The sequence below is a fragment of the Thalassobaculum fulvum genome, assembly GCF_014652915.1.
GTDB lineage: Bacteria > Pseudomonadota > Alphaproteobacteria > Thalassobaculales > Thalassobaculaceae > Thalassobaculum_A > Thalassobaculum_A fulvum.
This window is the reverse complement of sequence record NZ_BMZS01000008.1, coordinates 91,615-115,606: the sequence shown is the minus strand read 5'-3', so window position 1 is coordinate 115,606 and position 23,992 is coordinate 91,615. Positions and strand designations below refer to the sequence as shown.

Genomic DNA, 23,992 nt, shown 5'->3' with positions numbered 1-23,992 from the left:
CATGCTCAGCTGTCCATCTTCAGGGCGGCGATGAAGGCGGATTGCGGGATCTCGACCTGGCCGAACTGCCGCATCCGCTTCTTGCCTTCCTTCTGCTTCTCCAGAAGCTTCTTCTTGCGGGTGATGTCGCCGCCGTAGCACTTGGCGGTGACGTCCTTGCGCAGCGCGCCGACGGTCTCGCGGGCGATCACCTTGCCGCCGATCGCCGCCTGGATGGCGATCTTGAACAGCTGCCGCGGGATCAGGTCCTTCAGCTTGCCGCACATCGCCCGGCCGCGCGGGTCGGCCTGACTGCGGTGCACGATCATCGACAGCGCGTCGACCGGCTCCTGGTTGACCATGATGGTCAGCTTCACCAGGTCGCCCTCGCGGTAGCTGTCGAGCTGGTAGTCGAAGCTGGCATAGCCGCGGCTGATCGACTTCAGGCGATCGTAGAAGTCGAACACCACCTCGTTCAGCGGCAGCCGGTAGACCACCATGGCGCGGCTGCCGGCATAGGTCAGGTCGAGCTGCTCGCCGCGGCGCTCGGTGCACAGCGTCAGCACCGGGCCGAGATACTCGTCGGGGACGAAGATCGTGGCCTTGATCCACGGCTCCTCGATCGAGGCGATCTTCATGACGTCGGGCATGTCGGCCGGGTTGTGCAGCTCGATCGTCTTCCCGTCGGTCAGATGGATCTTGTAGACGACGCTGGGCGCGGTGGTGATCAGGTCGAGGTCGAACTCGCGCTCCAGCCGCTCCTGGATGATCTCCAGGTGCAGCAGCCCGAGGAAGCCGCACCGGAACCCGAAGCCGAGCGCCGCCGAGGTCTCCATCTCGTAGTGGAAGCTGGCGTCGTTCAGCCGCAGCTTCTCCAGGCTGTCGCGCAGGTGCTCGAACTCGCCGGCGTCGGCCGGGAACAGCCCGCAGAACACCACCGAGATGCTCGGTTTGAAGCCCGGCAGCGCCTTGGCCGCGGGCTTGCGCTCGTCGGTGATGGTGTCGCCGACCTGGGTGTCGGCCACGGTCTTGATGCCGGCGTTCAGGAACCCGACCTCGCCGGGGCCGAGGCTATCGACCTCCAGGCCCTTCGGGGTCAGCACGCCGACGCGCTCGACCGGATGCACCGCGCCGGTCTGCATCATCTTGATGCGCTGGCCCTTCCTCAGCACGCCGTCGTGGACGCGCATCAGGCAGGTGACGCCGAGATACGGGTCGTACCAGCTGTCGACCATCATCGCCTTGGTCGGCGCGTCGCGGTCGCCGGTCGGCGGTGGCAGGCGCTTCACGATGGCCTCGAGCAGCTCGTCCATGCCGAGCCCGGTCTTCGCCGAGATCTCGATGGCCTCGGAGGCGTCGATGCCGATGACGTCCTCGATCTGCTCCTTGACCCGCGCCGGGTCGGCGGCCGGCAGGTCGATCTTGTTCAGGACCGGGATGATCTCGTGGTTCGCCTCGATCGCCTGGTAGACGTTGGCCAGGGTCTGCGCCTCGACGCCCTGGCTGGCGTCGACCACCAGGATCGAGCCCTCGCAGGCCGCCAGCGACCGGCTGACCTCGTAGGCGAAGTCGACGTGGCCCGGGGTGTCGATCAGGTTGAGCGTGTAGCGCTTGCCGTCCTTGGCGTCGTAGATCAGCCGAACGGTCTGCGCCTTGATGGTGATGCCGCGCTCGCGCTCGATGTCCATCGAGTCGAGCACCTGCTGCTTCATCTCGCGCTCGGTGAGGCCGCCGCACATCTGGATCAGCCGGTCCGCGAGGGTCGACTTGCCGTGGTCGATGTGCGCGATGATCGCGAAGTTCCGGATGTGGGTAAGGTCGGTCATGGAGCCGGGTTATGCCTGAAAAATGCGGCGCGGAACATAGTGTCCCGCACCGCACCCGGCAATGCCGGAGATCGACCGTCCGGGCGGGTCACGCCGGGACGGGGGGCGCCTCGGTTGCGAGGGCGAATCCCTCGTCCTTCCAGCCTTCGATTCCGCCGATCATCAGCTTCACCGGGCGGCCCAGCCGGGCCAGCCGGATCGCCGCCCGGCAGGCGCCGTTGCAGTGCGGTCCGGCGCAGTACACCACGAACAGGGTGTCGGCCGGCCAGTCGGCCAGCTTGCGCTCGATGATCTTGCGGTGCGGCAGGTTGACGGCACCGGGCACGTGGCCGGCGGCGTACAGCGCCGGCGAGCGGACGTCGAGCAGCACGAAGTCGGCCCGGCCGCCGGACATCGCGTCGTGGACGTCCCAGCAGTCGGTCTCGAACGCCATCAGGGCCTCGAAATGGGCGAGGGCGGCAGCCGACGGGGCGGCCGGGATCTCAGCTACGGCGGAGGGGGCGACTGCGGAGGGGGCGACTGCGGAAGGCATGGCGGGGCTCCGGGAACGGTTGCGGTTGCCGGCCAGCATTGCGCCGCCGCCCGCGCCTGGAAATCGGCACTCAAGCCATGTATCGTAAAAATCATGCCAAAGGGTGCTCATCCGGGGCCCGACCCCCGCAGCGTCGCCGTGCTCGCCTATGACGGGCTCTGCACCTTCGAGTTCGGCCAGGTGGTCGAGGTGTTCGGCCTGCCGCGCCCGGAGATGGGCGACGACTGGTACCGGTTCCGGGTCTGCGCCGAGCGCCCCGGGCCGCTGCGCGCCATCGGCGGCTTCCGGGTCGAGGCCGGCGGCGGGCTGGCCGAGCTCGGCGCGGCGGCGACCATCGTGGTGCCCGGCTGGCGCGGCATCGACGCCCCGGTGCCGGACGACCTGCTGGAGACCCTGTGGGCCGCGCACGCCCGCGGCAGCCGGCTGGTGTCGATCTGCTCGGGGGCGGCGGTGCTGGCGGCGACCGGGCTGCTGGACGGCCGGCGCTGCACCACCCACTGGCGCCATGCCGAGAAGCTGGCGGCGCGGTTCCCGGCGGTCCGGGTCGACGCCGACGTGCTCTATACCGAGGCCGACCGGGTGTTCACCTCGGCCGGCAGCGCCGCCGGGCTCGACCTCTGCGTCCATCTGGTGCGGCGCGATTTCGGCCCGCGGATCGCCAACGAGGTCGGCCGCCGGCTGGTGCTGCCGCCGCATCGCGAGGGCGGCCAGGCGCAGTTCATCGCGCGGCCGGTGGCGGACCGCGAGAACGGCCGGTTCGCCGCGCTGTTCGACTGGGCACGCGACCGGCTGGGCGAACGCATCAGCGTCGACCGCATGGCGGCCGAGGCGGCGATGAGCCGGCGCAGCTTCGTGCGCCGGTTCGAGGCCGCCACCGGCACCACGCCGGGCGAGTGGCTGATCGGCGAGCGGGTGCGACGGGCGAGCGACCTGCTGGAGACCACCGGGCTCGGGGTCGAGCGGGTGGCGACCGAATGCGGCTTCGGCAGCGCCGAGGCCCTGCGCCACCACTTCCGGACCCGGCTCGGCATCAGCCCGACCGCCTACCGCCGCCAGTTCGCGCGGGTGGGGGCGCGATAGGGGGCGACGGCGCCCGTCGGTTCGTGGGTTCCGGATGCGTTCCGCCTGCGGCGGCCCGCTCCGGAATGACGAAAAAAGGGGAGAAGGCGCGCGCGGCCGGTCCTCACCAAACTTCGTCATTCCGGAGCGACGCGCCACCCTTGGCGCGGCGGATCCGGAACCCACGAAGCGACGGGCGCCCGCGCCTTGCATTACGGTGACAGTGCACTTGTCTTGAGTTCCGGCACTCTCGAGCGCGTTGCTACGAGGCAATTTGAGTGCACTGTCACCGCAATAGCGGCGGCCCGCTCCGGAATGGCGAAAAAAGGGGAGAAGGCGCGCGCGGCCGGTCCTCACCAAACTTCGTCATTCCGGAGCGACGCGCCACCCTTGGCGCGGCGGATCCGGAACCCACGAACCGACGGGCGCCTGCGCCTTGCGACCTACCCCCGCCCCTTCAACTCCACGCCGTTGCCCTCGGGGTCGCGCAGGTAGATCGACGGGCCGTCGCCCTCGGCGCCGAAGCGGGTGGCCGGGGCCTCGGTCTCGACGCCGTGGGCCGCGAACCAGGCGCGGATCGCCTCCGGGTCGAACGGCTCGACCTTGAGGGCGACGTGGTCGACGTTGCGGCCCGGGCCCGGCGGCGGGCCGCCGCGGCTGCCGGCCTTACCGTTCATGTCGACCAGGTCGATCATCGAGCCGCCGGCGTCCAGGTGCCAGAGCCCGAGCGGCTCGTTGTGCTTGGCCACCGGGCAGCCCAGCAGGTCGCGGTAGAACCGCAGCATCGCGTCGATGTCGCGGGCCCGGACCACCACGTGGTCGAGGCCGCCGAGGCGGTAGGGCAGGTCGGGCATCGCCGTTCTCCTTAGGGAATCACCTTCATGTCGCGGAACTCGCCGAAGATACGCTCGAACATGGCGTCGGACCGCACGCAGTCGGGAAAGCCGTGCAGCCGCAGCTTCAGGGTGTCGCTCATCACGTCCCAGTCGGTGCCGAACACGTAGTCGGCGAACGGCCAGGCGGCGATCTGGTCGTAGGGGATGCGCTGCAGCCCGAACTTCTCGACGATGCTCGCCCACAGCCCGGCCTTGTCGGCCATGAACTCCGACAGCCTGATGGTCTGGACGTCGGCCGGCTCCATGTCGAAGAACCTCGCGAACTTCGGCCACACGTTCTTCCAGCGGAAGAAGTCGCCGTTGGTGATGTTGAACACCTCGTTGGCGGCCCGGTCGTCGGTCGCGCACCACACCATGGCGTTGGCCAGATGCTGGTTGTCGCAGACCTGGTAGACCGCCTCCCAGGCGCCGGGCTTGCCCGGGAACCGGAGCGGCAGGCCGAGCTCCTTGGAGATCGTCGCGTACACCGCGATGCAGGTGGTGATGTTCATCGGGTTGCCGAGCGCGAAGCCGCACACCGTGTGCGGGCGCAATGCCGACCAGCTCCAGGCCTTGCCCTTCTGGGCGGCCCGCAGCCACTGCTCCTGGTCCCAGTAGAAGTTCGGCAGCATGTGCGGCGGGTCGTCCTCGCGCGCCGGCGTCTTGAACGGGCCGAGATGCGAGCCGTAGATCTTGTTGCCCTCGATCAGCTGCACGTGGCGCAGCGCCTTCGAGGCCTGCTCGATCGGCTCGACCGAGTTAACCAGCATCGCCAGGTTCGGCGGGCCGTGCTCGGCCCAAACCGGGCGGGCCTGGAAGGCGCAGTAGAAGATGTGGGTGACGTCGGTCAGGCCTGACAGCTTGGCCTCGGCGTCGGCCCGGTCCAGCAGGTCGACCGAGATGTAGGTCGCCGGGCTGTCGAAATCCGGCGCCCGCCGGCTCAGCCCGACGATCTCCCAGCCGCCGAGATTGCCGAGGTGCTCGATCAGCTTGCGGCCGATGACCCCGAGGGCGCCGACCACCACGGCCTTGTTCTTCGCCATGTCGTCCTCCGTCTGTCCGGTGCGCATGGTCCACGCTCGCCGCGTTTGGATCAACGCCCGTCGGAGCACGGCAGGATTTCCTGCACCGGGTCGATCTTCTTTTCGCCACAGACCGCTCCATATAGAGATCCAGGTCGTGCCAACTGGGCGGGTCGTGAAGCGGTCCGCCTTTTCTTTTCCGGCACGGGTCATCCCCCGATCCGCGACGTCCCGACAGCCCTGGAACGCGGTGTATGCTCGCTCGAAGACCAATCGAGGGAGTGCCGCCATGACTGCCTTCCGCGTCGGCCTCAGCGCCGATTTCACCCGTGCCGACGGCAAGCCGACCTTTCCGAGCTACGACCTGTCGCCGCTGGCCGCCGACGGCGTCGAACTGGTGGAGCTGCCGCGTACCGCGGTGCTCGCCCCCGGGCACGTCGCCGGCTTCGACGCCATCGTGCTGCTGGGCGAGCGGATGGCGGCCTCCAGCTTTCCGGGCGACGGCCGGCTGGCGCTGGTCGCGCGCATGGGGGTCGGCTTCGACACCGTCGACACCGCGGCCTGCACCGCCAACGACACCGCCCTGACGATCACCCCCGAGGCGGTCCGCCGGCCGATGGCGACGACCCAGGTCTGCTTCATCCTGGCGCTCGCCCACAATCTGGTGGCCAAGGACCGGATCGCCCGCACCGGCTCGCTCGGCTGGCCGGCCCGGCTGGACTTCCACGGCACCGGCCTGGTCGGCCGGACCGTCGGCTCGGTCGGCATCGGCAACATCGGCGCCGAGATGTTCCGGCTGCTGAGGGCGTTCGACGTGCGGATGATCGCCCACGACCCGTACACCGACCCGGCGCGGTTCGCCGAGCTCGGGGTCGAGTCCGTCCCGCTGGAGGCGGTGTTCGAGCGGAGCGACTTCGTCACCTTCAACTGCCCGCTGAACGACGAGACCCGCGGCATCGGCTCGGCGGCGCTGATCGCCCGCATGAAGCCGACCGCGTATCTGGTCAACACCAGTCGCGGCCCTGTGGTGAACCAGAAGGCGCTGTACCACGCGCTGGTCGAGCAGCGGATCGCCGGTGCGGCCATCGACGTGTTCGACCCCGAGCCGCCGGCCGCCGGCGATCCGATCCTGCAGCTCGACAGCGTGATCACCGCGCCGCACTCGCTCGGCTGGACCGACCAGATGTTCGCCACCATGGGCGAGGTGAACCGCGGCGCCATCGCCGACGTGAAGGCTGGCCAGATACCGGCGAACGTGGTCAACCGCGCGGTGCTGGAGCGGGCCGGCTTCCAGGCCAAGCTGGCGGCCTACGCAGCGCGATAGGGGGCCAACCGATGAGCGGCGCCACCCACCAGCCCGACGGCCGCCCGCGCGGGCGCGGCCTCGGCCTGCCGTTCCCGGGCCAGACCGGGGCGACCAACTCCATCGTCGACGTCCCCGGCGTCGAGGTCGGCGCCGTCACCCTGATCCGCGGCGACGGCCCGCTGCTGGTCGGCCAGGGGCCGGTGCGCACCGGCGTCACCGCGATCCTGCCGCGCGGCAAGACCGGCATGGCGGTGCCGGTGTTCGCCGGCATTCACAGCCTGAACGGCAACGGCGAGCTGACCGGCAGCCACTGGATCGTCGAGTCCGGCCGCTGCGAGGGGCCGCTGACCATCACCAACACCCACTCGGTCGGCCGGGCCCGCGACGCCAGCGTGCGCTGGCTGGTCCAGCATGCCGGGCTCGGCGCCTCGGTTGCCGCCTGGGGACTGCCGGTGGCGGCCGAGACCTATGACGGCTATCTCAACGACATCAACGGCTTCCACGTCACCGAGGACGACGTGATCGCCGCCATCGACGGCGCCTCGGCCGGCTTCCCGCCGCTCGGCAACCGCGGCGGCGGCACCGGCATGATCTGCTACCAGTTCAAGGGCGGCAACGGCAGCGCCTCGCGGGTGACGGAGGCGGGCGGACAACGCTGGACATTGGGGGCGTTCGTGCAGGCCAATTTCGGCCGCCGCGACCTGTTCGCGCCGCTCGGGGTGCCGGCCGGCCGGCTGCTCGAGGTGCCGCTCCCGGGACCGCTGGCTCCGACCGGCGGGGCCGAGGGCTCGATCATCGTGATGGTGGGAACGGATGCGCCGCTGCTGCCGCACCAGTGCGCCCGGGTCGCCCGCCGGGTCTCGCTCGGCCTGGCCCGCACCGGCTCGGTCGCCACCAACGGTTCCGGCGACATCTTCCTGGCGTTCTCGACCGGCAACCAGGCGGCGTTGGGCGACGGCGAACTCACCCCGAAGCACCTCGACTTCCTGCCCGACGCCGCCCTCGACCCGCTGTTCGAGGCGACCGTGCAGGCGACCGAGGAGGCGATCGTCGAGGCCATGCTGGCGGCCGATACCATGACCGGCATCGACGGCCGCACCGTGCACGCCCTGCCGCACGGGCCGTTGGTCGACGTGATGCGGAAGTTCGGGCGGGTGTAGAGGGACCCATCCGCTCCATACCGGTCCCGAATGTGGTGGCGCCGGGGACGATCGATGCGCTCTACTGCTCCCTGCCAGGGGACGATCCCCGTTCTGAATACCGAGTCCAAGACAAGCGAAAGACAGTCACGAGGCTGTCCCGGTCGACCGCCGGTGCGGGTTGACGGGGTCAGCCCCTTCGACACCGTCCGGAAGGGAGGAACGATGCGCCCCATCATCGACATGGAGATCGAGGCCCCGCTTTCCGAGGCCGCCCTGCGTGCCCAGGAGATCGGCAAGGGCCGGCCCGGCACGCCGACGGGCGAGCCGTTGCCGCGACCCGAGGGATACGGGTTCGCCAACTACGGCACGGTCTTCGGCGGTGGCTCGACCGGCTCGGCGACCAGGGGGTTCTCGCCGGACGAATGGGACCGGCAGCTCGAGGCGATCGTCGCGGACATGGACCGGGCGAACATCGAGTACGGCTTCCTGTGCAACATGCTGAACAGCGAGATCGGCGACATCCACCGCAAGCATCCCGGCCGCTTCAGGATGTTCGCCCTGATCGACCCGATGGACGGCATGCGCGGGGTGCGGGAGCTCGAGCGGCTGGTGCGCGAGGACGGGGCCAACGGCTTTCGCGTGACCGCACTCAGCAACTGCCTGCCGGCCAGCGACCGGCGCTACTACCCGCTCTACGCCAAGTGCGTCGAGCTGAACGTGCCGGTCAAGATCTACAGCACCATGAACTACGCCAACGACCGGCCCTACGATCTCGGCCATCCGCGCCACCTCGACCAGGTCGCGGTCGACTTCCCGGAGCTGAAGATCGTCGCCGGCCTCGGCGGCTGGCCGTGGGTCCCGGACATGGTCGGCCTGCTGGCCCGGCATCCGAACCTCTACTGCGACACCTCGGCCCACCGCCCGCGCTATTTCGCCAAGCCGGGGTCCGGCTGGGAGATGTTCCTGCAGTTCGGCAACACCCGCCTGCAGGACAAGATCATGATCGGGATGTCGCGCTACCTGTTCGGCTGCCCGTTCGAGGAGCTGATCGAGGAGTACAGCCAACTCCCGCTCAAGGAGAAGGTCCTGGACAAGTGGTTCTACCACAACGCCAAGCGGTTCTTCGAAGGCGGCTGAGGGCGGCGATCCGCCTGCTGGATCCCGGCTCTCCGCGGCTCCGCCGCTGCGGCCGGGATAAGGGAACTTCACCACCCGACCCTCATCCCGGCCGGAGCCCGGCCCCAGGCCGGGCGCAGAGCCGGGACCTACACGCATGCGCCTCGCAACGCCTCGACTGGCCTCGCGCGGCGCCCACCCAGGAGCCGCGCGTCCAGCCAGAACACCACAAGGGGTCACCATGACCAGGGATGTCTCGTCTCTCATCAGGCCGGCGACGATTGCCGTGATCGGTGCGTCCGCCACCAAACGGGCCCAGGGCAACGCCGTCATCGACAACCTGCTGAGCCGGGATTGCCGGAGCCGGATCGTCCCGGTTCATCGCAGCGCCACGGCGATCCAGGGGCTGGCGACCGTCGCGTCGATCGACGACCTGCCCGACGGGGTCGATCTGGCGATCGCCTCGGTCCCGGCCGCCGCCGCGACCGAGACGGCGCGGGCGCTGGAGGGGCGCGGCGTCAAATCGGCGATCTTCTTCGCCTCCGGGTTCGCGGCGGCGGACGAGGACGCCTTCCGCGCCTTCGCGACCACCAGCGCCATGACCGTCCACGGACCGAACTGCATGGGCCTGATCAACCTGAACGACGGGCTGTTCCTGTATCCGGCGACGACGTCGAGCAAGATCAGGCCGGGCAGGGTCGCGTTCATCGCGCAGTCCGGCTCGGCGGCGATCACCCTGATGAACTCGGCCGAGTTCGGCATCTCGAAGATCGTCACCGTCGGCAGCGAGTTCCAGCTGACTGCCGCCGACTACATGGACTGGCTGGCGACCGACGACGACACCGCGGCGGTCGGCGTGGTGCTGGAGGCGATCAAGGACCCGGAAGCCTTCGCCCGGGCCGCCCGCCGGATCTTCGAGAACGGCAAGTCGCTCGCCGTCCTGAAGGTCGGCAATTCCGAGGTCGGATCGGCCGCGACCCTCGCCCACACCGGCTCGATGACCAGTGACTCCGATACCTACCGGCTGTTCTTCGAGGCGCACGGCATCGCCACCGTGGACGACTACGACGAGCTGAACGCGGCCCTGGAGATCCTGGCGCGCGTCGGCCACCGCCCAGGTGCGGGCAGGCTCGCGATCGTCGGCATCTCGGGCGGGCAGACCGCGCTCGCCTGCGACGTCGCGGCGGCCGCCGGCGTCGAGCTGGCGCGCTTCGGCGACGACGTGGTCCGCCGGATGGGCGAGGTCTCTCCCGGCACCCGGGCCCAGAACCCGATCGACTTCGGATCGGTGGTGGACGAGGCGGCCCGCGACATCGTCGGCTCGATCAGGGCGGTGCTCGACGACGACGGCATCGACGTGCTGGCGGTGCTCCAGGACTGCCAGGCCGGCCTGCACCCGAAGTCGCTGGAATCCTACAGCACGCCGATCGACGCCTATTGCCGGAGCGCTCTCGAGGCGTCGAAGCCGATCGTCGCGATCTCGCCGACCTCGGAGCCGATCCATCCCGATGTCCGGGCGAAGTTCGAGAGCCACGGCATTCCGATCGTCAGCGGCCTGCGCGAGGGCATCGTCGGGATCAGGACGATCTCGCGACCCCGTCCGCCGGCGCGCGCCGAGATGGCAGAGACGCCCGAGGCGACGGCCCGCAGGAGCCGGGCTCTGGGCCTGATCGGGGGCGAAGTGAACAGCGGCCGGTCCCAGCTGGCGCCGCAAAGCTGTCTGGAGATCCTGAAGGCCTACGGCATTCCGACGGCCCCGTCCGTGGTGGTCGGGAGCGCGTCGGAGGCGGCGGAGCGGGCCGCCGAGATCGAGTTCCCGCTGGCGGTCAAGATCGCGTCCAGGGACATCGCGCACCGCTCCGAGCTCGGCGGCGTCGTGCTCGGCGTGAAGGACATGGACGGGCTCGCGGCGGCGATCGCCCGGATCGCCGACAACGTCGCTGCGGCGGCGCCCGGAGCGGCGATCGACGGCTACGAACTGCAGCGGGAAGTCCGTGGCGATCTCGAGGCCGTGGTCGGGTACGTCGCCTCGCCGCCGTTCGGCGTCAAGGTCATGGTCGGAACCGGCGGGACGTTGGTCGAGCTGACCGGCGACCTGGCCATGGGGCTGGCGCCACTGACGGTGGCGGACGCGCAGGCGCTGATCGCCTCGACCAGGCTCGGCAGGCGGATGGACGGCTACCGGAACCTCATCGCCCGGACCGACACGCGACCGCTCGCCGAGCTGGTGGCGAACCTGTCGCGGATCGCCCACGACCTCGGCGACCGGATCACCTCCTGCGACCTGAACCCGGTCATGATCAGCGCCGGTTCCGGCGACGTCGCCGTCGTCGACGTGCTGATGACGGTGCGGTGACGCTGATCTGAACATTGCACTCGATCCCGACCCCCTGGATCGCGCCGTCCGGCCGTGCTGACATGGCGATGCCGCGGCAGACGGCCCGACAAGAAATGCGGAGGTTCCCGCCATGGCCTACCGGACCATCGAGGTCACGCCGATCGGCGGCACCCTGGGCGCGGAGGTCGCCGGGATCGACCTCGCCCGGCCGCTCGGCAACGAGCAGATCGCCGAGATCCACCAGGCGTTCCTGGAGAACCAGGTGCTGGTGTTCCACGGCCAGGACCTGACCATCGAGCAGAACAAGGACTTCGCCCGGCGCTTCGGCCCGCTGGTCCCCTATCCGTTCGTGAAGGGCCTGGACGACCATCCGGAGGTGTTCGAGATCCGCAAGGAGCCGGACGAGGAGAAGAACTTCGGCGGCGCCTGGCACACCGACATGTCGTTCGAGGAACGGCCGCCGGTCGGCACCATGCTGTATGCCCGCGAGACCCCGTCGCGCGGCGGCGACACCCTGATTGCCAACCTGTACCGGGCCTACGAGACCCTGAGCGACCCCATGAAGCGCGTGGTCGAAGGGCTGACCGGGGTGTACAGCGGCGACCTCAAGGGCAGGCGCGGCGGCCGCAAGGCATTGATGGACTCGACCCGGTTCCAGGCCGCCAACGTCGAGCGGGCCGGCGAGATGGAGGCCGAGCACCCGCTGGTGCGCACCCACCCGGAGACCGGCCGCAAGGCGCTCTACGTCAGCGGCAGCCACCTGTACCGGATCGCCGGCATGACCGACGCCGAGAGCGCGGCCCTGGTCGGCTTCCTGAAGGACCACGCCGCCACGCCGGACTTCACCTGCCGGGTCAGCTACCGGCCCGGCACCCTGGTGGTCTGGGACAACCGCTGCACCCAGCACCGGGCGCTCAACGACTATCCCGGCGAGCGCCGGGTGATGCACCGCCTGACCATCGGCGGAGGCGACCGCCCGCACTGAGCTCGACATTGGCCAATCGCGCGGAGCGAGTCTTGCGCTGGCATCACCCCTCGAGGAAGGGGTGCGGCCCGCCGGAGCGGCGGTGACCGGGAAAACAACCACAGTCGAGGAACACCGAGAATGAGCGAACGCATCGCGATCGTCGGGGCCGGCGCCGTCGGCGCCTATGTCGGCGGCTACTTCGCGCGGGCCGGCGAAGACGTGACCCTGATCGACCCCTGGCCGGAGCACGTCGAGGCGATGAGGCGCGACGGCCTCAGCCTGTCCGGGATGACCGAGGGCGAATGCTTCACCACCCCGGTCAAGGCGATGCACCTCACCGACGTGCAGAGCCTGGCCAGGACCGGGCCGATCGACATCGCGTTCGTGTGCACCAAGTCCTACGACACCGACTGGGCGACCGCGATGATCCGCGGCTACCTGGCGCCGGACGCCACCGTGGTCTCGCTGCAGAACTGCATCAACGAGGAGACCATCGCCCGGATCGTCGGCTGGGGTCGCGTCGTCGGCTGCATCGCCGCCAAGATCGCCGTCGAGCTGACCGGGCCGGCACAGGTCCGGCGCGGTGTTCCGCTCGGCGGCAACAAGCACACCGTGTTCCGGGTCGGCGAGGTGCACGGCCGGATCACGCCGCGGATCGAGCGGATCGCGACCATGCTCGGCCGGGTCGACAGCGCCAAGACCACGTCGAATTTGTGGGGCGAGCGCTGGTCGAAGCTGTGCGCCAACGCCCAGGCCAACGGGGTGTCGGCGGCCACCGGGCTCGGCAACAACGGGATGGCCCGCGAGCCGGTGACCCGCTGGCTTTCGATCCGGCTGGCCGGCGAGGCGGCGCGGATCGGCCGGGCGCTCGGCTACGAGCTGGAGACCATCAACAAGTTCAGCGCCGACGACTGGATCGCCGCCACCGACGGCGACGCGGCGGTGCGCGAGCGGATCGAGGCCGAGATGATCGCCGCCTGCGAGGGCCGCAGCGAGACCGGGCGGCCGTCGATGGGCCAGGACATCGCCAAGGGCCGGCGCACCGAGATCGAGATGCTGAACGGCTACATCGTCGAGCGCGGCAAGGAGATCGGCCTCGCGGCGCCGGCCAACGCGGGGCTGACCGCCGCGGTCCAGGCGGTCGAGCGCGGCGAGGCCCCGCCGGGCCTGGAGCGCGTCGCCGGGATCTGAGGGTGGCCGCGCGTCTCTGATCGCATGGTCGCCAAGGCCGGTCCTTCTCCCTTCGCCGTCATTCCGGAGCGGCGCGCCGCCTCGGCGCGACGCATCCGGAACCCAACAAGCGACGGGCGCCAGCCATGGCCATCGCGGCGGCGGGTGGGTTCCGGCTCGCCCGCGCGAGGGCGCGGCCGTCCGGAATGACGGCAATTGGGGGAAGCGGGACGCCGGGGGCTCCGGGGCGCGCGTTGGCCCCCCTCCGGCCTGCCTCGCCCGTCAGGCGCTCAGAGCCACTCCGTCGCGGCCCGGGTCGGCGGCGCCGTCGAGGCGGTCGGGCAGGATGCGGATGCCGTGCACCCAGCCGATGGTGAAGCCGAACGGGTTGCGGATCACCTCGTAGCCCTGGGCCTCGAGTTCGCGGGTGACCGAGCGCGGGATCCGGTTCGACACGTCGATGGCGTTGCTGGTCGACGAGAACCGCGGGGCCGCCGCCGCCTCGGGCATGGTCATGCCGAAGTCGAGCACGTTCAGGATCGCCTGCAGCACGCCCATGACGATCTGGGTGCCGCCGGGCGCGCCCAGCACCAGCAGCGGCCGGTCGTCCTCGAACACGATGGTCGGGCACATGGCGCTGAACCGCGACTTGCCGGGCGCCAGGCTGCCGGCCCGGCCCGGGCGCGGGTCGAACACGCCCATGCAGCCGTTGTACATGAAGCCGAGCCCGCCGGTGATGACGCCCGAGGGCATGCCGAGCGAATGGGTCATCGCCACGCAGTTGCCGTCGGCGTCGACCACCGACAGGTGCGTGGTGTCCTTCGGCACCAGATCGGTCGCCTGCAGCCGCGCCACCGACGCCTTCTCGCCGCGCCGGATCGCGGCCGCCAGGCCGGCGGCGTAGTCCTTGCCGGTCAGCCGGTCGAGCGGCACGTCGACGAACGCCGGATCGCCGACGAAGCGGTCCTTGTCGACGGTCGCGCGCTTCATCGCCTCGCACACCACCCGCAGATATTCCGGCGTGTTGTGGCCGATGCCGGCGAGGTCGAAGCCCTCCAGGATGTTCAGCATCTCCAGCAGCATCACCCCGCCGCCCGGCGGCTGGTTGGTGGCGATGCGGCGGCCGCGATAGCTGCCGACCAGCGGCGCGGTGCGGACCGGCTGGTAGGATTCCAGGTCGGCGCGGCCGATCAGCCCGCCGTTGGCCGCCATGTCGGCGACGATCCGGTCGGCGATCTCGCCGCGGTAGAAGGCGTCGGCGCCGCCCGCGGCGATCGTCCGCAGGGTGGCGGCGTAGTCCGGGTTGCGCAGCGGCGTGCCGATGGTCTTGGGCGAGCCGTCGGGGCGGCAGTACATCGCCCGGCCGGAGGCCGAGTAGGCCAGCCGCTCGGTCGACGACACCCGACCCATGGTGCCCTCGTCGATCCAGAACGCGTACATCGCCGGGCGCACGAAGTAGCCGTCCTCGGCCCAGGCGATCGCCGGGGCGCAGACTTCCTTCCAGGGCAGCTTGCCGTGCGCCTTGTGGGCCGCCTCGTAGGCCTTGAGGGCCGCCGGCACGCAGATCGACTGGTAGCCGAGGTCGTTGACCCGGCCCTTCAGCACGAAGCCGAAGCCGTCGCGGGTCTCGCCCTCGACCAGGTCGGCCCACATGTCCGGGCGGGTGGCCTGCGGCGCCGGGGCGTGGAAGTCGATGTACTCGTGGGCGCCGTCGGCCGGCTTGTAGACCGCCAGGCTGCCGAAGCCGGCGATCCCGCACATCAGCGGGTCGACCACGGTCTGGGCCAGCGCGGTGGCGATCGCCGCGTCGACCGCGTTGCCGCCGGCCCGCAGGATTTCCACCCCGGCCTCCGCCGCCTCGGGCTGCGGGCACACCACCATTCCGTTGTTCGTCATGGCCGTCCTCTAGTCGTGCGTTCAAGCGCCATTGCGCAGGCTTCGGGGCGGCGGGTGGGTTCCGGATCGACCGCGCCAAGGCGACGCGTCCGTCCGGAATGACGAAGGAGGGGAGGTTCCTGTCGGCAACTCCGCTTCCCCCTCGTCATTCCGGACCGGGCCGCGGCAGGCGGACCGGATCCGGAACCCACCCGCAGCTGCTGAATCCAGCTACCGATGCTCTCAGCTCAGCGCCAGGTAGGGCGTCACCGCCAGCCCGGCGAACACGGTGGCGAGCGGGATGTCGCCTTCGCCGTACCAGTTCGCCTCGTGCAGGATGTTGATGGTGCCGAGCATGGTGTCGTTCCACACGACAGGCACGTTCAGCACCGAGTCGCAGCCGAGCGACGCGATCAGCTCGTGGTCGAAGAACACCGATTTGATGTCGGCGGCGTCGTAGCCGATGTAGGGCTTGCGGCCGTGGATCACGTGGCCGGCCCAGAAGGTCGGGTTCAGCGCCTTGCGGCCGCCGACCGGGTAGCTGTCCGGCTGGTTGGTGTAGACCCGTTCGGACTCGCCGCTGTCGGCGTGGAACCGCAGGACGGTGAACAGCTTGTGGCCGATCGCCGCGTCCATCGCCCGGTCCAGGGCGGCGAAGGCGGCCTGCGGCTGGCCGCCGGCGGCCAGCGCCCGGGCGGCGGCCTCCAGATGCGGCAGCGGGTCGACGGTTCCGACGTGGCTCATGTCGCTTTCTTCTCTTGCGGCAGGTTGGACTCGGGCAGATCGATGCGCGGCAGCCGCTCCGGCAGCAGGCCGCCCGGCCTGAGCCGCATGATCACGATCAGGGCACCGCCGATCAGCATCTCGCGGAGCGCGGCGACCTGCACGGCCTGCAGGCCGGGCACGACCTCGGTCAGGAACCGGGTGGATTCCATGAAGAACACCACCAGCACGCTGCCGACCACGGCGCCGTAGTTGTTGCCGGTACCGCCGGCGGTCAGCGCCAGCACGATGTAGATGGTGATCAGCGGCACGAAACCGTCGGGCGCGATGTAGGAGGTGTAGTGGCCGTACAGCGCGCCGGAGAGGCCGATCACGGCGCAGCCGAGCGCGAACGCCTCGACCTTGAAGCGGATCACCGTCTTGCCGGCGACCGCCGCCACCTGGTCGTCGTCGCGGATCGCCCGCAGTACCCGGCCGTAGGGGGCGTGGCGGACCCGTTGCAGCAGGAACACCACGATCGCGACGACGACGGCGACCAGCGCCAGGAAGATCAGGTTGAAGGCTTCCGGCGTCACCTGGCCGCGCAGCGGACCGGGTATGCCGGAGATGCCGTCGGTGCCGTTGGTCAGCCAGATCTCGTTCGACGCGGTGATCCGGATCACCTCGGAGAAGCCGAGGGTGACGATCGCCAGGTAGTCGCCCCGCAGCTTGGCGGTGACCATCGCCACTACCATGCCGGCGGCTGCGGCCCCGGCGGCCCCGGCGACCACGCCGAACCAGATCGGCAGGCCCAGCACTTTGGTCAGCAGCGCCGAGACATAGGCGCCGAAGGCGAAGAAGCCGACCAGGCCCAGGTTGATCATCCCGGCCATGCCCCAGACCACGTTGAGGCCGAGCGCCATCAGCCCGTACAGGCCGGCGAACACGAGCATGGCGACGATGTAGTTCTCCATCGCCGGCTCCTCAGAAGGCCCGCTCGCCGAGAATGCCGCGCGGCCTGAGCGTCAGCACCAGCAGGATGGCGACGAAGCCGACCGCCGAGCGGTAGGCCGGGTCGAGCACCAGCAGCGACAGCTCCTCGGCGACGCCGATGGTGAGCGCCCCGACCACCGCGCCGGGGATGCTGCCGAGGCCGCCGACCACGGCCGCGGCGAACACCGTCAGGATCGCCCGGAACCCGGTCAACGGGTCGATCGAGGTGTCGAGGCCGAGCAGCATGCCGCCGAGCCCGGCCAGCCCCATGCCGACGAAGCTGACCAGCCGGCCGACGGCGACCGAGTCGATGCCCTTGATCGAGGCCAGCATCGGGTTGTCGGCGACCGCCCGCATCGCCTTGCCCATGCGCGAGAACGCCAGGAAGCCGAACAGGCAGGCCATCGCGATGATCGCGATCACCCCGTTCTCGAGCTGCTGCGGGCTGACCCTGAGGCCGGCGAACCGCCAGTCGCGCAGGACCGGCAGGTCGTAGCCCCTGAGGTCGTTGCCGAACCAGAACCGGACGACGTTCTCCAGCACGATGGTCAGGGCCACGGCGGCGATGGCAGCGGCCAGCGGGCCGGCCGGCCGCATCGGCCGCAGCACGAACTCGTCGCAGACCAGCCCGGAGAACCCGGCGACCAGGAAGGCGAAGGCCACCGCGACCGGGGCCGGCAGCCCGAAGGTCACGTTCGCCACATAGCCGGCGAACGCCCCGATGGTCACCTGCGAGGCGACGCTGAAGTTGGGAAAGCGCAGCACCGCGTAGATCGCGGTGAAGCCGATGGCCGGGACCGCGAGAATGGTCCCGGCCATCAGCCCGTTCAGCACGAGCTGGACGACCTCGGTCAGCATCGGCAGGTCCGATGGTCCGGGGCCAGCGTCCTTCGCGGCCCGCCGGCCGGCTCTCCCCCACTGTCGTCATTCCGGAGCGGGCCGCCGCAGGGCGGCACGCATCCGGAACCCACGGGCTCCCGCCGCCGTGGTCGTTGAGCCCGCCCGTCGCTGCGTGGGTTCCGGATCGCCCGCGCCGGCGCGCGGGTGTCCGGAATGACGGAATTGGGGTTGAGGCCGCTCACCCGAAGCATTCCCGCGCTCTCAACCGACCTTCAGGGTCTTGAACGCCCCCTTCTGCACCTGCTCGTAGCGGAAGTTGGTGGTCAGGATGTCGCCGATGTCGTCGAAGTCGCAGGCGCCGCTGGCGCCCTCGTAGTTGATGTCCTTGCCGGCGGCCAGCAGCTTCAGGCCGTCGACCACGTCGTCGACCTTCTCGCCCGGTCCCTGCGAGATCTTGCGGACCGCGTCCTTGATGGCGGTGCCGCTGGCGTCGCCGGCCTTGGCGATCGCCAGGCACACCAGGCTCGCCTGGTCGTTGCACTGGCAGGAGTACGGGTCCAGGTCGGGCTTGCCCAGGAACTCGGCGAGCCGCTTGTAGGCGGCGGAGTTGACCGACGGCGACGGCGCGACCGTGTAGCAGCCTTCGGTGACGTCGGCCGGCAGCGACTCCAACAGCTTCTTGTTGACGGCGTAGGCCTGGCCGATCTTGCCGCCCTCGTAGCCGGCCTTGTACAGCTCGCGCATCACGATGGTGACGTCCGGCGTGTAGCCGTTCAGGTAGATCATGTCCGGGTTGGCCTTGAGGGCCTGGTCGATCTCGGAGCGGAACGTGGTCTTGTCCTTGTCGTAGATCACGCCGCCGATCAGCTCCGAGCCGCCGGCCTTCAGCACCTCGCCCAGGCGTTCCTGAGACGGCAGCGCGAACGGGGTCTGGGCGGCCAGCACGAACACCTTCTTCGAGCCGAGCTCCAGCAGGAACTCGCCGAGCCTGCCGATCTGCAGGTGGGTGTTCGGCTGGGTGCGGACCAGATAGCCCTGGTGCGGCAGCTTGGTGATGGTGTCCGACCCCGACACGGTCGTCAGGAACACCTTGCTCTCCCAGCACAGCGGCGCCACCGCGGTGGTGCAGGCCGAGGCCCAGGTGCCCATGATCGCCGACACCTTGTCGACGTCGATCAGCTTGCGGGCGGCGCGCACCGCGGCGTCCGGGTTGGTCTGGGTGTCCTCGCCGGCCAGCTCGACCTTGCGGCCGTTGATGCCGCCGGCGGCGTTGACGCGGTCGACGACGCCCTCGATGGCCTTGCGCATGGTCGGCCCGTAGGAGCCGCCGGCGCCGGTCAGCGGGTTCAGCGCGCCGAGCCGGATCGGCTCGCCCTGGGCGCGGACGATGGACGGGGCCGCCAGCGCGGTCACCGCGGCCGCGGTTCCCATGAGTACCTGACGCCGAGACGGATGCACAAAGATCGTCATGACCTCTACCCCCACTGTTAGGCGGCCTCACCCCCGAGAAACACCCGGCGGACGCTCGGATCGGCCGCTAGTTCGTCAGCGCGCCCGGACATGCTGTTGCGCCCGTCGACCAGGATGTAGCCGCGGTTCGCGATCGACAGGGCCTGCAGGGCGTTCTGCTCGACCATGGCGATCGCCACGCCCTCGGCGTTGATCGCGACGATGGTCTCGAACAGCCGCTCGGCGGCGATCGGCGACAGCCCGGCCGACGGCTCGTCGAGCAGCAGCAGCGCCGGCTCCACCATCAGCGCCATGGCCATCGCCAGGATCTGCCGCTGGCCGCCGGACAGGGTGCGGGCCATCTGGCGCCGCTTCTCGGCCAGGATCGGGAACCGCTCCAGGATCCGGTCGATCCGCTCGGCGGTGTGGGCGGGATCGACGTAGCCGCCCATCTCCAGGTTCTCGCGCACCGTCAGGGTGCCGAACACGTTGTGCTCCTGCGGCACGAAGGCGAGGCCGAGGCGGGCGATCTCGCGCGGCGGCCGGCCGTGGATCGGGGTGCCGTCGAGGACGATGGTTCCCCGGCTCGGCTTCAGGATACCGGCGATCGCCTTCAGCAGGGTCGACTTGCCGGCCCCGTTCGGGCCGATGATGCTGACGATCTCGCCCGGCTCGACGTCGAGGTCGACGCCCTTGAGGATCTCGTCGGCGGCGGTGTAGCCCGCCACCACGCCGGACGCGGTCAGGAGGCCCATCGGCGCTTCCCCATGTAGGCGTCCTGGACGCGCTCGTCGGCGGCGATCTCCGCGAAGCTGCCCTGGGCCAGGTGCCGACCCTCGGCCATGACGATCACCGGGTCGCATAGCCGGGCGATCATGTCCATGTGGTGCTCGATCACCAGGAAGCTGATGCCCTCGTCGCAAAGCGAGCGCAGATGGTCGGCGATCTGGTTGGCGAGCGTCGGGTTGACGCCGGCGATCGGCTCGTCCAGCAGGATCAGCTTGGGATCGGTCATCAGCGCCCGGCCGATCTCCAGCAGTTTCTTCTGGCCGCCGGACAGGTCGGAGGCGGCGTTGTTCAGGACGTGGCCGAGGTTGAGCCGGCGGCCGACGGCGACCGCACGCTCGCGCACCTCGGCCTCGCGCGCCGCCTGGTCGCGGGTCCAGGCCAGCGCCTTCCACAGGGTCTCGCCCGGCTGCCGGGCACCGTACAGCATCAGGTTCTCCAGCACCGACAGGCGCGGGAAACCGCGGGCGATCTGGAAGGTCCGGACCAGGCCGGCCTGGGTGATCCGTTCCGGCCGCCAGCCGGTGATGTCGCGGCCGTCGAAGGTGACGCTGCCGGAATCCGGCGGTACCAGGCCGGTGACGCAGTTGAACACGGTGGTCTTGCCGGCGCCGTTCGGGCCGATCAGGCCCGTGATGGTGCCGGGCTCGACGACCAGGTCGACGCCGGCCAGGGCCTGCACGCCGTAGAAGTTCCGATGAAGATTGCGGACGTCGAGAAGACCCATGGCGGCAAAACTCTAGCCTGGATTTTCCCGGTTGGAATAGTCGTCTTCGAGTTCGCTCGTATTTACGTGTCAGCCCTTACCAGCCGAGAGCATAGGTCGGGCGGCGATGGTCCGAGGCGGCCCACAGCGTGCCCCCGGGACCCGGCGCGATGGCGCAGACCGAGCCGGCGAGGTAGGTGCTCTGCGGCCAGCGGCCGACGGTGTGGCCGAGCGCCTCCAGGCCGGAGACCGTCGTGTCGGCGATCCGGGCCTCGGCCTTCACCAGTCCCGGATAGGCGGTGTGCGGCTCGAAGGTGTCGGGCTGGCTGTAGGTCGCGACCCGCGGGGCCTCGACCGCGACCTGCGGCGGCATCCGGAATACCAGCAGGTTCAGCAGGAACTGGGTCATCGCCTGGATCTGGACGTCGCCGCCAGGGGTGCCGAACGGCATGGCGCGGCCGTCGGGCGCGATCCACATCGCCGGGTTCGGGGTCAGCCGCGGCCGCTTGCCGGGGGCGACCCCGCTCGGGTGGCGCGGGTCGCCCCAGCTCGCCGAGCCGCGCGACGACGGCACCAGCCCGGTCCCGGGGATCACCGGGCTCTGGTACGACACGTCGCTCGGGGTCGCCGAGAACGTGTTGCCCCAGCGGTCGACGGTGCAGACGTAGGAGGTGTCCGGCGGCGGCGGCGGGTCGCCGGCGGCGACCGCGAAGGCCCGACGCGTCGGGGCATCGACCCCGGCCGGCGGCAGGCCCGGCCAGGCCCGGTCGCGGTGCAGCTGGCCGCGGCGCTCGGCGGCGTACTCGGCGCTCAGCAGGCGCTCCAGCGGAACGTCGACGAAGTCCGGGTCGCCGAAGGTCTGCTCGCGGTCGGCGAACGCCAGCTTGATGCTCTCCAGCAGCAGGTGGAGGTGCTCCGGCCCGTTGTGCGGCAGGGCGGCGAGGTCGTAGCCCTTGAGCAGGTTGACGACCATCGCAAGCACCGGCCCCTGGCACCACGGCCCGCAGCACAGCAGCTCGCCGCCGGCGAAGCCGGTCGACACCGGCGGCGTCAGCGAGACCCGGTAGTCGGTCAGGTCGCGCTCGCGCAGCAGCCCGCCGTTCGCCTCGTGGTAGGCGACGATCCGGCGACCCAGGTCGCCGCGGTAGAACGCGTCGCGGGCGGCCTGCAGCCCGGCCTCGCGGCCGCGGCCGGCCTGCGCCGCCTCCTGGTCGGCCATGAACTGCAGCGACCGGCCGAGGTCCTCCTGCCGGAACAGGTCGCCGGCCTGCGGCAGCTTGCCGCCCGGCAGGTAGATCCGGGCGTTCTCGTCCCACTCCCGGTATTCGTCGGCGTGCTCGGCGATCACCGCCGCGGTCAGCCGGTGCAGCGGGAAGCCGTCGCGGGCGAAGCGGATGGCGCTGTGCGCGACCTCGCCGAACGACATGGTACCGTAGCGGCGCAGCGCCTCGATCCAGGCGGCCGGGGCTGCCGGTACAACCGTACGCTGAAGGCCGCGCGGGATTCGACCGCCGTGCTCCTCGAAGAAGCTCTCCGGGTCGAGGGCGCTCGGCCAGCCGCCGAGCCCGTCGATCGTCACGGTCTCGCCGGTCGCCATGCGGATCATGATCGGCGCCACGCCGGCGACGTTGACGAGGTCGCTCTGCACCACGCCGAGGGCGATGCCGCCGGCGACCCCGGCGTCGACCGCGTTGCCGCCGGCCTCCAGGACAGTGAATGCGGCGTGTGCCGCCAGATAATGTCCGGCAACCACCATGTGGCGAGTGCCGGCCACCTCGGTCTTCCAAGGATCTGTCATGGGCAGGGCGCTCCGGGAGCAAGGCGAGGACTGGACGATAACGCCAGCGGGCGGCGACTAGAAAGAGGGCATTCCGGAAAGGCATTTGGCGAAAACGCGGTCACGTTGACGGCGACGAATTTCTGACCTTTGCTTGCCGGATCGCCGCTGCGGTCGAGGAGGGAGTCGGTGGGCCAGACGCTGTTCCGGAATTTCCGGATGCTCGATCCCGAACGGGACGAGATCGTCGACGGGTTCGAATTGCTCGTTGAGGGCGAGCGGATCCGCGAGGTGTCGGACCGCCCGATCAAGGCCGACGGTGCCGATGCCGTCGACTGCGGCGGCCGCACGCTGATGCCCGGCCTGATCGACAGCCACGTGCACGTGATGCTGAGCGAGGTGTTCATCCGCCAGCTCGAGAACGTGCCGTTGACCCTGGCGACCGCGCGCTCGATCGCGCTCATGGGGGCCACGCTCGATCGCGGCTTCACCACGGTGCGCGACACCGGCGGTGCCGACTGGGGCCTGAAGGCGGCGGTCGACCAGGGCCTGGTGCCCGGTCCGCGCCTGTTCATCGCCGGCCGCGCGCTCGGGCCGACCGGCGGCCACAGCGACGGCCGGCGCCGTACCGACAGCGGCCCGACCTGCTACTGCTGCAACGCCATGGCGTTCACCATGCGGGTCGCCGACGGCATTCCCGAGGTCCGCAAGGCGGTCCGCGAGGAGATGCGGCAGGGCTGCGACCATGTGAAGATCATGATGTCGGGCGGCGTCGCCTCGCCGTTCGACCCGCTGGACAGCATGCAGTACTCGCCGGGCGAGGTGGAGGCGGCGGTCGAGGAGGCCGAGGCGTTCGGCCGCTACGTCTGCGCCCACGCCTACACCCCGGAGGCGATCACCCGGGCGGCGAAGTCCGGCGTGCGCACCATCGAGCACGGCAACCTGATCGACGACGCCTCGGCCAAGCTGATGGCCGAGAACGGCATGTTCCTGATCGCCAACCTGATCGCCTACTACGCCATGCGCGAGCGGGCCGCCGATTTCGGCATGCCGGCGGAGATGCTCGAGAAGAACGAGATGGTGATCGACGGCGGCCTGCGGTCGCTGGAGATCTGCAAGCGGGCCGGGGTGCCGGTGGCCTACGGCACCGACCTGCTGGGCCAGCTCCAGGTCGACCAGGGCCGCGAGTTCGAGATCCGCTCGCAGGTGCTGTCGCCGATGGAGATCATCCGCTCGGCCACCCTGATCGGCGCGCAGGTCGTGCGCCGCGAGGGCAAGCTGGGCTGCCTGCGGCCGGACGCCTATGCCGACCTGCTGGTGATCGACGGCGACCCGCTGAAGGACCTCAGCCTGTTCAAGAAGCACGAGACCCACCTGTCCGCGATCATGAAGGGCGGACGGTTCCACAAGAACACCCTCGGTTAGCGCGAGCACGTATTTCCGCCTGCGCCTTCCTGCCTTAGCCTTCCCGCCTTCGGCCGCTCCCATCCCGCCTGCCGGCCCGCACGAGACGCAATACCGAGGACGACCCT

General features: G+C 70.3%; 20 protein-coding genes. 8 read left to right on the top strand and 12 right to left on the bottom strand.

What is annotated here, in order from left to right; all coding sequences use genetic code 11:
* Nucleotides 1-5: 5 nt before the first annotated feature.
* Nucleotides 6-1,805, bottom strand: coding sequence for a translation elongation factor 4 (gene lepA / locus IE246_RS17055; RefSeq protein ID WP_189991838.1), 1,800 nt, complete (start codon nucleotides 1,803-1,805; stop codon nucleotides 6-8).
* An 88-nt stretch (nucleotides 1,806-1,893) separates the two neighbouring features.
* Nucleotides 1,894-2,238: a rhodanese-like domain-containing protein gene (locus IE246_RS17050; protein WP_229837310.1), complete on the bottom strand. Its 345-nt coding sequence runs from the start codon at nucleotides 2,236-2,238 to the stop codon at nucleotides 1,894-1,896.
* A gap of 192 nt (nucleotides 2,239-2,430) precedes the next feature.
* Between IE246_RS17050 and ftrA the strand changes: the two genes are divergently transcribed.
* Nucleotides 2,431-3,417 carry a transcriptional regulator FtrA gene (ftrA, locus tag IE246_RS17045; RefSeq protein ID WP_189991834.1) on the top strand — a complete coding sequence of 329 codons (987 nt, stop codon included), beginning with the start codon at nucleotides 2,431-2,433 and terminating at the stop codon, nucleotides 3,415-3,417.
* Between the two features lie 422 nt (nucleotides 3,418-3,839).
* Here ftrA and IE246_RS17040 read toward each other — a convergent pair whose 3' ends face one another.
* Nucleotides 3,840-4,250 carry a VOC family protein gene (locus IE246_RS17040; protein ID WP_189991833.1) on the bottom strand — a complete coding sequence of 137 codons (411 nt, stop codon included), beginning with the start codon at nucleotides 4,248-4,250 and terminating at the stop codon, nucleotides 3,840-3,842.
* Between the two features lie 11 nt (nucleotides 4,251-4,261).
* Entirely contained in the window at nucleotides 4,262-5,314 is a 1,053-nt protein-coding gene (locus IE246_RS17035) for an SDR family oxidoreductase (protein ID WP_189991831.1), read from the bottom strand.
* A gap of 268 nt (nucleotides 5,315-5,582) precedes the next feature.
* Between IE246_RS17035 and IE246_RS17030 the strand changes: the two genes are divergently transcribed.
* The 6 genes from IE246_RS17030 (at nucleotide 5,583) to IE246_RS17005 (ending at nucleotide 13,353) form a co-directional block, all read left to right on the top strand.
* Complete coding sequence (locus IE246_RS17030; RefSeq protein ID WP_189991829.1) at nucleotides 5,583-6,617, top strand: NAD(P)-dependent oxidoreductase; 1,035 nt, start codon at nucleotides 5,583-5,585, stop codon at nucleotides 6,615-6,617.
* 11 nt (nucleotides 6,618-6,628) lie between these two features.
* The gene (locus tag IE246_RS17025; RefSeq protein WP_189991827.1) at nucleotides 6,629-7,759 is read left to right on the top strand and encodes a DmpA family aminopeptidase; all 1,131 of its coding nucleotides are present in this window, start codon (nucleotides 6,629-6,631) and stop codon (nucleotides 7,757-7,759) included.
* Between the two features lie 204 nt (nucleotides 7,760-7,963).
* The gene (locus tag IE246_RS17020) at nucleotides 7,964-8,878 is read left to right on the top strand and encodes an amidohydrolase family protein (RefSeq protein ID WP_189991825.1); all 915 of its coding nucleotides are present in this window, start codon (nucleotides 7,964-7,966) and stop codon (nucleotides 8,876-8,878) included.
* A 265-nt stretch (nucleotides 8,879-9,143) separates the two neighbouring features.
* Nucleotides 9,144-11,213, top strand: coding sequence for an acetate--CoA ligase family protein (locus IE246_RS17015; protein WP_189991823.1), 2,070 nt, complete (start codon nucleotides 9,144-9,146; stop codon nucleotides 11,211-11,213).
* 112 nt (nucleotides 11,214-11,325) lie between these two features.
* The gene (locus IE246_RS17010; RefSeq protein WP_189991821.1) at nucleotides 11,326-12,180 is read left to right on the top strand and encodes a TauD/TfdA dioxygenase family protein; all 855 of its coding nucleotides are present in this window, start codon (nucleotides 11,326-11,328) and stop codon (nucleotides 12,178-12,180) included.
* A gap of 120 nt (nucleotides 12,181-12,300) precedes the next feature.
* The gene (locus tag IE246_RS17005) at nucleotides 12,301-13,353 is read left to right on the top strand and encodes a ketopantoate reductase family protein (protein ID WP_189991819.1); all 1,053 of its coding nucleotides are present in this window, start codon (nucleotides 12,301-12,303) and stop codon (nucleotides 13,351-13,353) included.
* 261 nt (nucleotides 13,354-13,614) lie between these two features.
* Here the strand turns inward: IE246_RS17005 and ggt are convergent, their stop codons facing one another.
* The 8 genes from ggt to IE246_RS16965 form a co-directional block, all read right to left on the bottom strand.
* Nucleotides 13,615-15,228, bottom strand: a complete 1,614-nt coding sequence (ggt, locus tag IE246_RS17000) for a gamma-glutamyltransferase (protein ID WP_229837308.1) — start codon at nucleotides 15,226-15,228, stop codon at nucleotides 13,615-13,617.
* A gap of 222 nt (nucleotides 15,229-15,450) precedes the next feature.
* Nucleotides 15,451-15,951: a GAF domain-containing protein gene (locus IE246_RS16995; RefSeq protein ID WP_189991817.1), complete on the bottom strand. Its 501-nt coding sequence runs from the start codon at nucleotides 15,949-15,951 to the stop codon at nucleotides 15,451-15,453.
* A complete protein-coding gene (locus IE246_RS16990; RefSeq protein ID WP_189991815.1) occupies nucleotides 15,948-16,883 on the bottom strand; it encodes a branched-chain amino acid ABC transporter permease in 936 nt (311 codons plus the stop codon). Before IE246_RS16990 ends, IE246_RS16995 begins: the two co-directional genes overlap by 4 nt.
* A 10-nt stretch (nucleotides 16,884-16,893) precedes the next feature.
* Nucleotides 16,894-17,760 (bottom strand): branched-chain amino acid ABC transporter permease, encoded by an 867-nt coding sequence (locus tag IE246_RS16985; protein ID WP_189991813.1) that lies wholly within the window; start codon nucleotides 17,758-17,760, stop codon nucleotides 16,894-16,896.
* Nucleotides 17,761-18,003: 243 nt separating this feature from the next.
* Entirely contained in the window at nucleotides 18,004-19,173 is a 1,170-nt protein-coding gene (locus tag IE246_RS16980; RefSeq protein WP_229837306.1) for an ABC transporter substrate-binding protein, read from the bottom strand.
* A 56-nt stretch (nucleotides 19,174-19,229) separates the two neighbouring features.
* Nucleotides 19,230-19,946 (bottom strand): ABC transporter ATP-binding protein, encoded by a 717-nt coding sequence (locus IE246_RS16975; RefSeq protein ID WP_189991811.1) that lies wholly within the window; start codon nucleotides 19,944-19,946, stop codon nucleotides 19,230-19,232.
* A complete protein-coding gene (locus tag IE246_RS16970; RefSeq protein ID WP_189991809.1) occupies nucleotides 19,934-20,704 on the bottom strand; it encodes an ABC transporter ATP-binding protein in 771 nt (256 codons plus the stop codon). The genes IE246_RS16975 and IE246_RS16970 overlap by 13 nt, the downstream gene beginning before the upstream one ends.
* A gap of 76 nt (nucleotides 20,705-20,780) precedes the next feature.
* A complete protein-coding gene (locus IE246_RS16965; RefSeq protein WP_189991807.1) occupies nucleotides 20,781-22,481 on the bottom strand; it encodes a gamma-glutamyltransferase family protein in 1,701 nt (566 codons plus the stop codon).
* A gap of 168 nt (nucleotides 22,482-22,649) precedes the next feature.
* Between IE246_RS16965 and IE246_RS16960 the strand changes: the two genes are divergently transcribed.
* The gene (locus IE246_RS16960) at nucleotides 22,650-23,885 is read left to right on the top strand and encodes a metal-dependent hydrolase family protein (protein ID WP_189991806.1); all 1,236 of its coding nucleotides are present in this window, start codon (nucleotides 22,650-22,652) and stop codon (nucleotides 23,883-23,885) included.
* The last annotated feature ends 107 nt before the right edge of the window (nucleotides 23,886-23,992 follow it).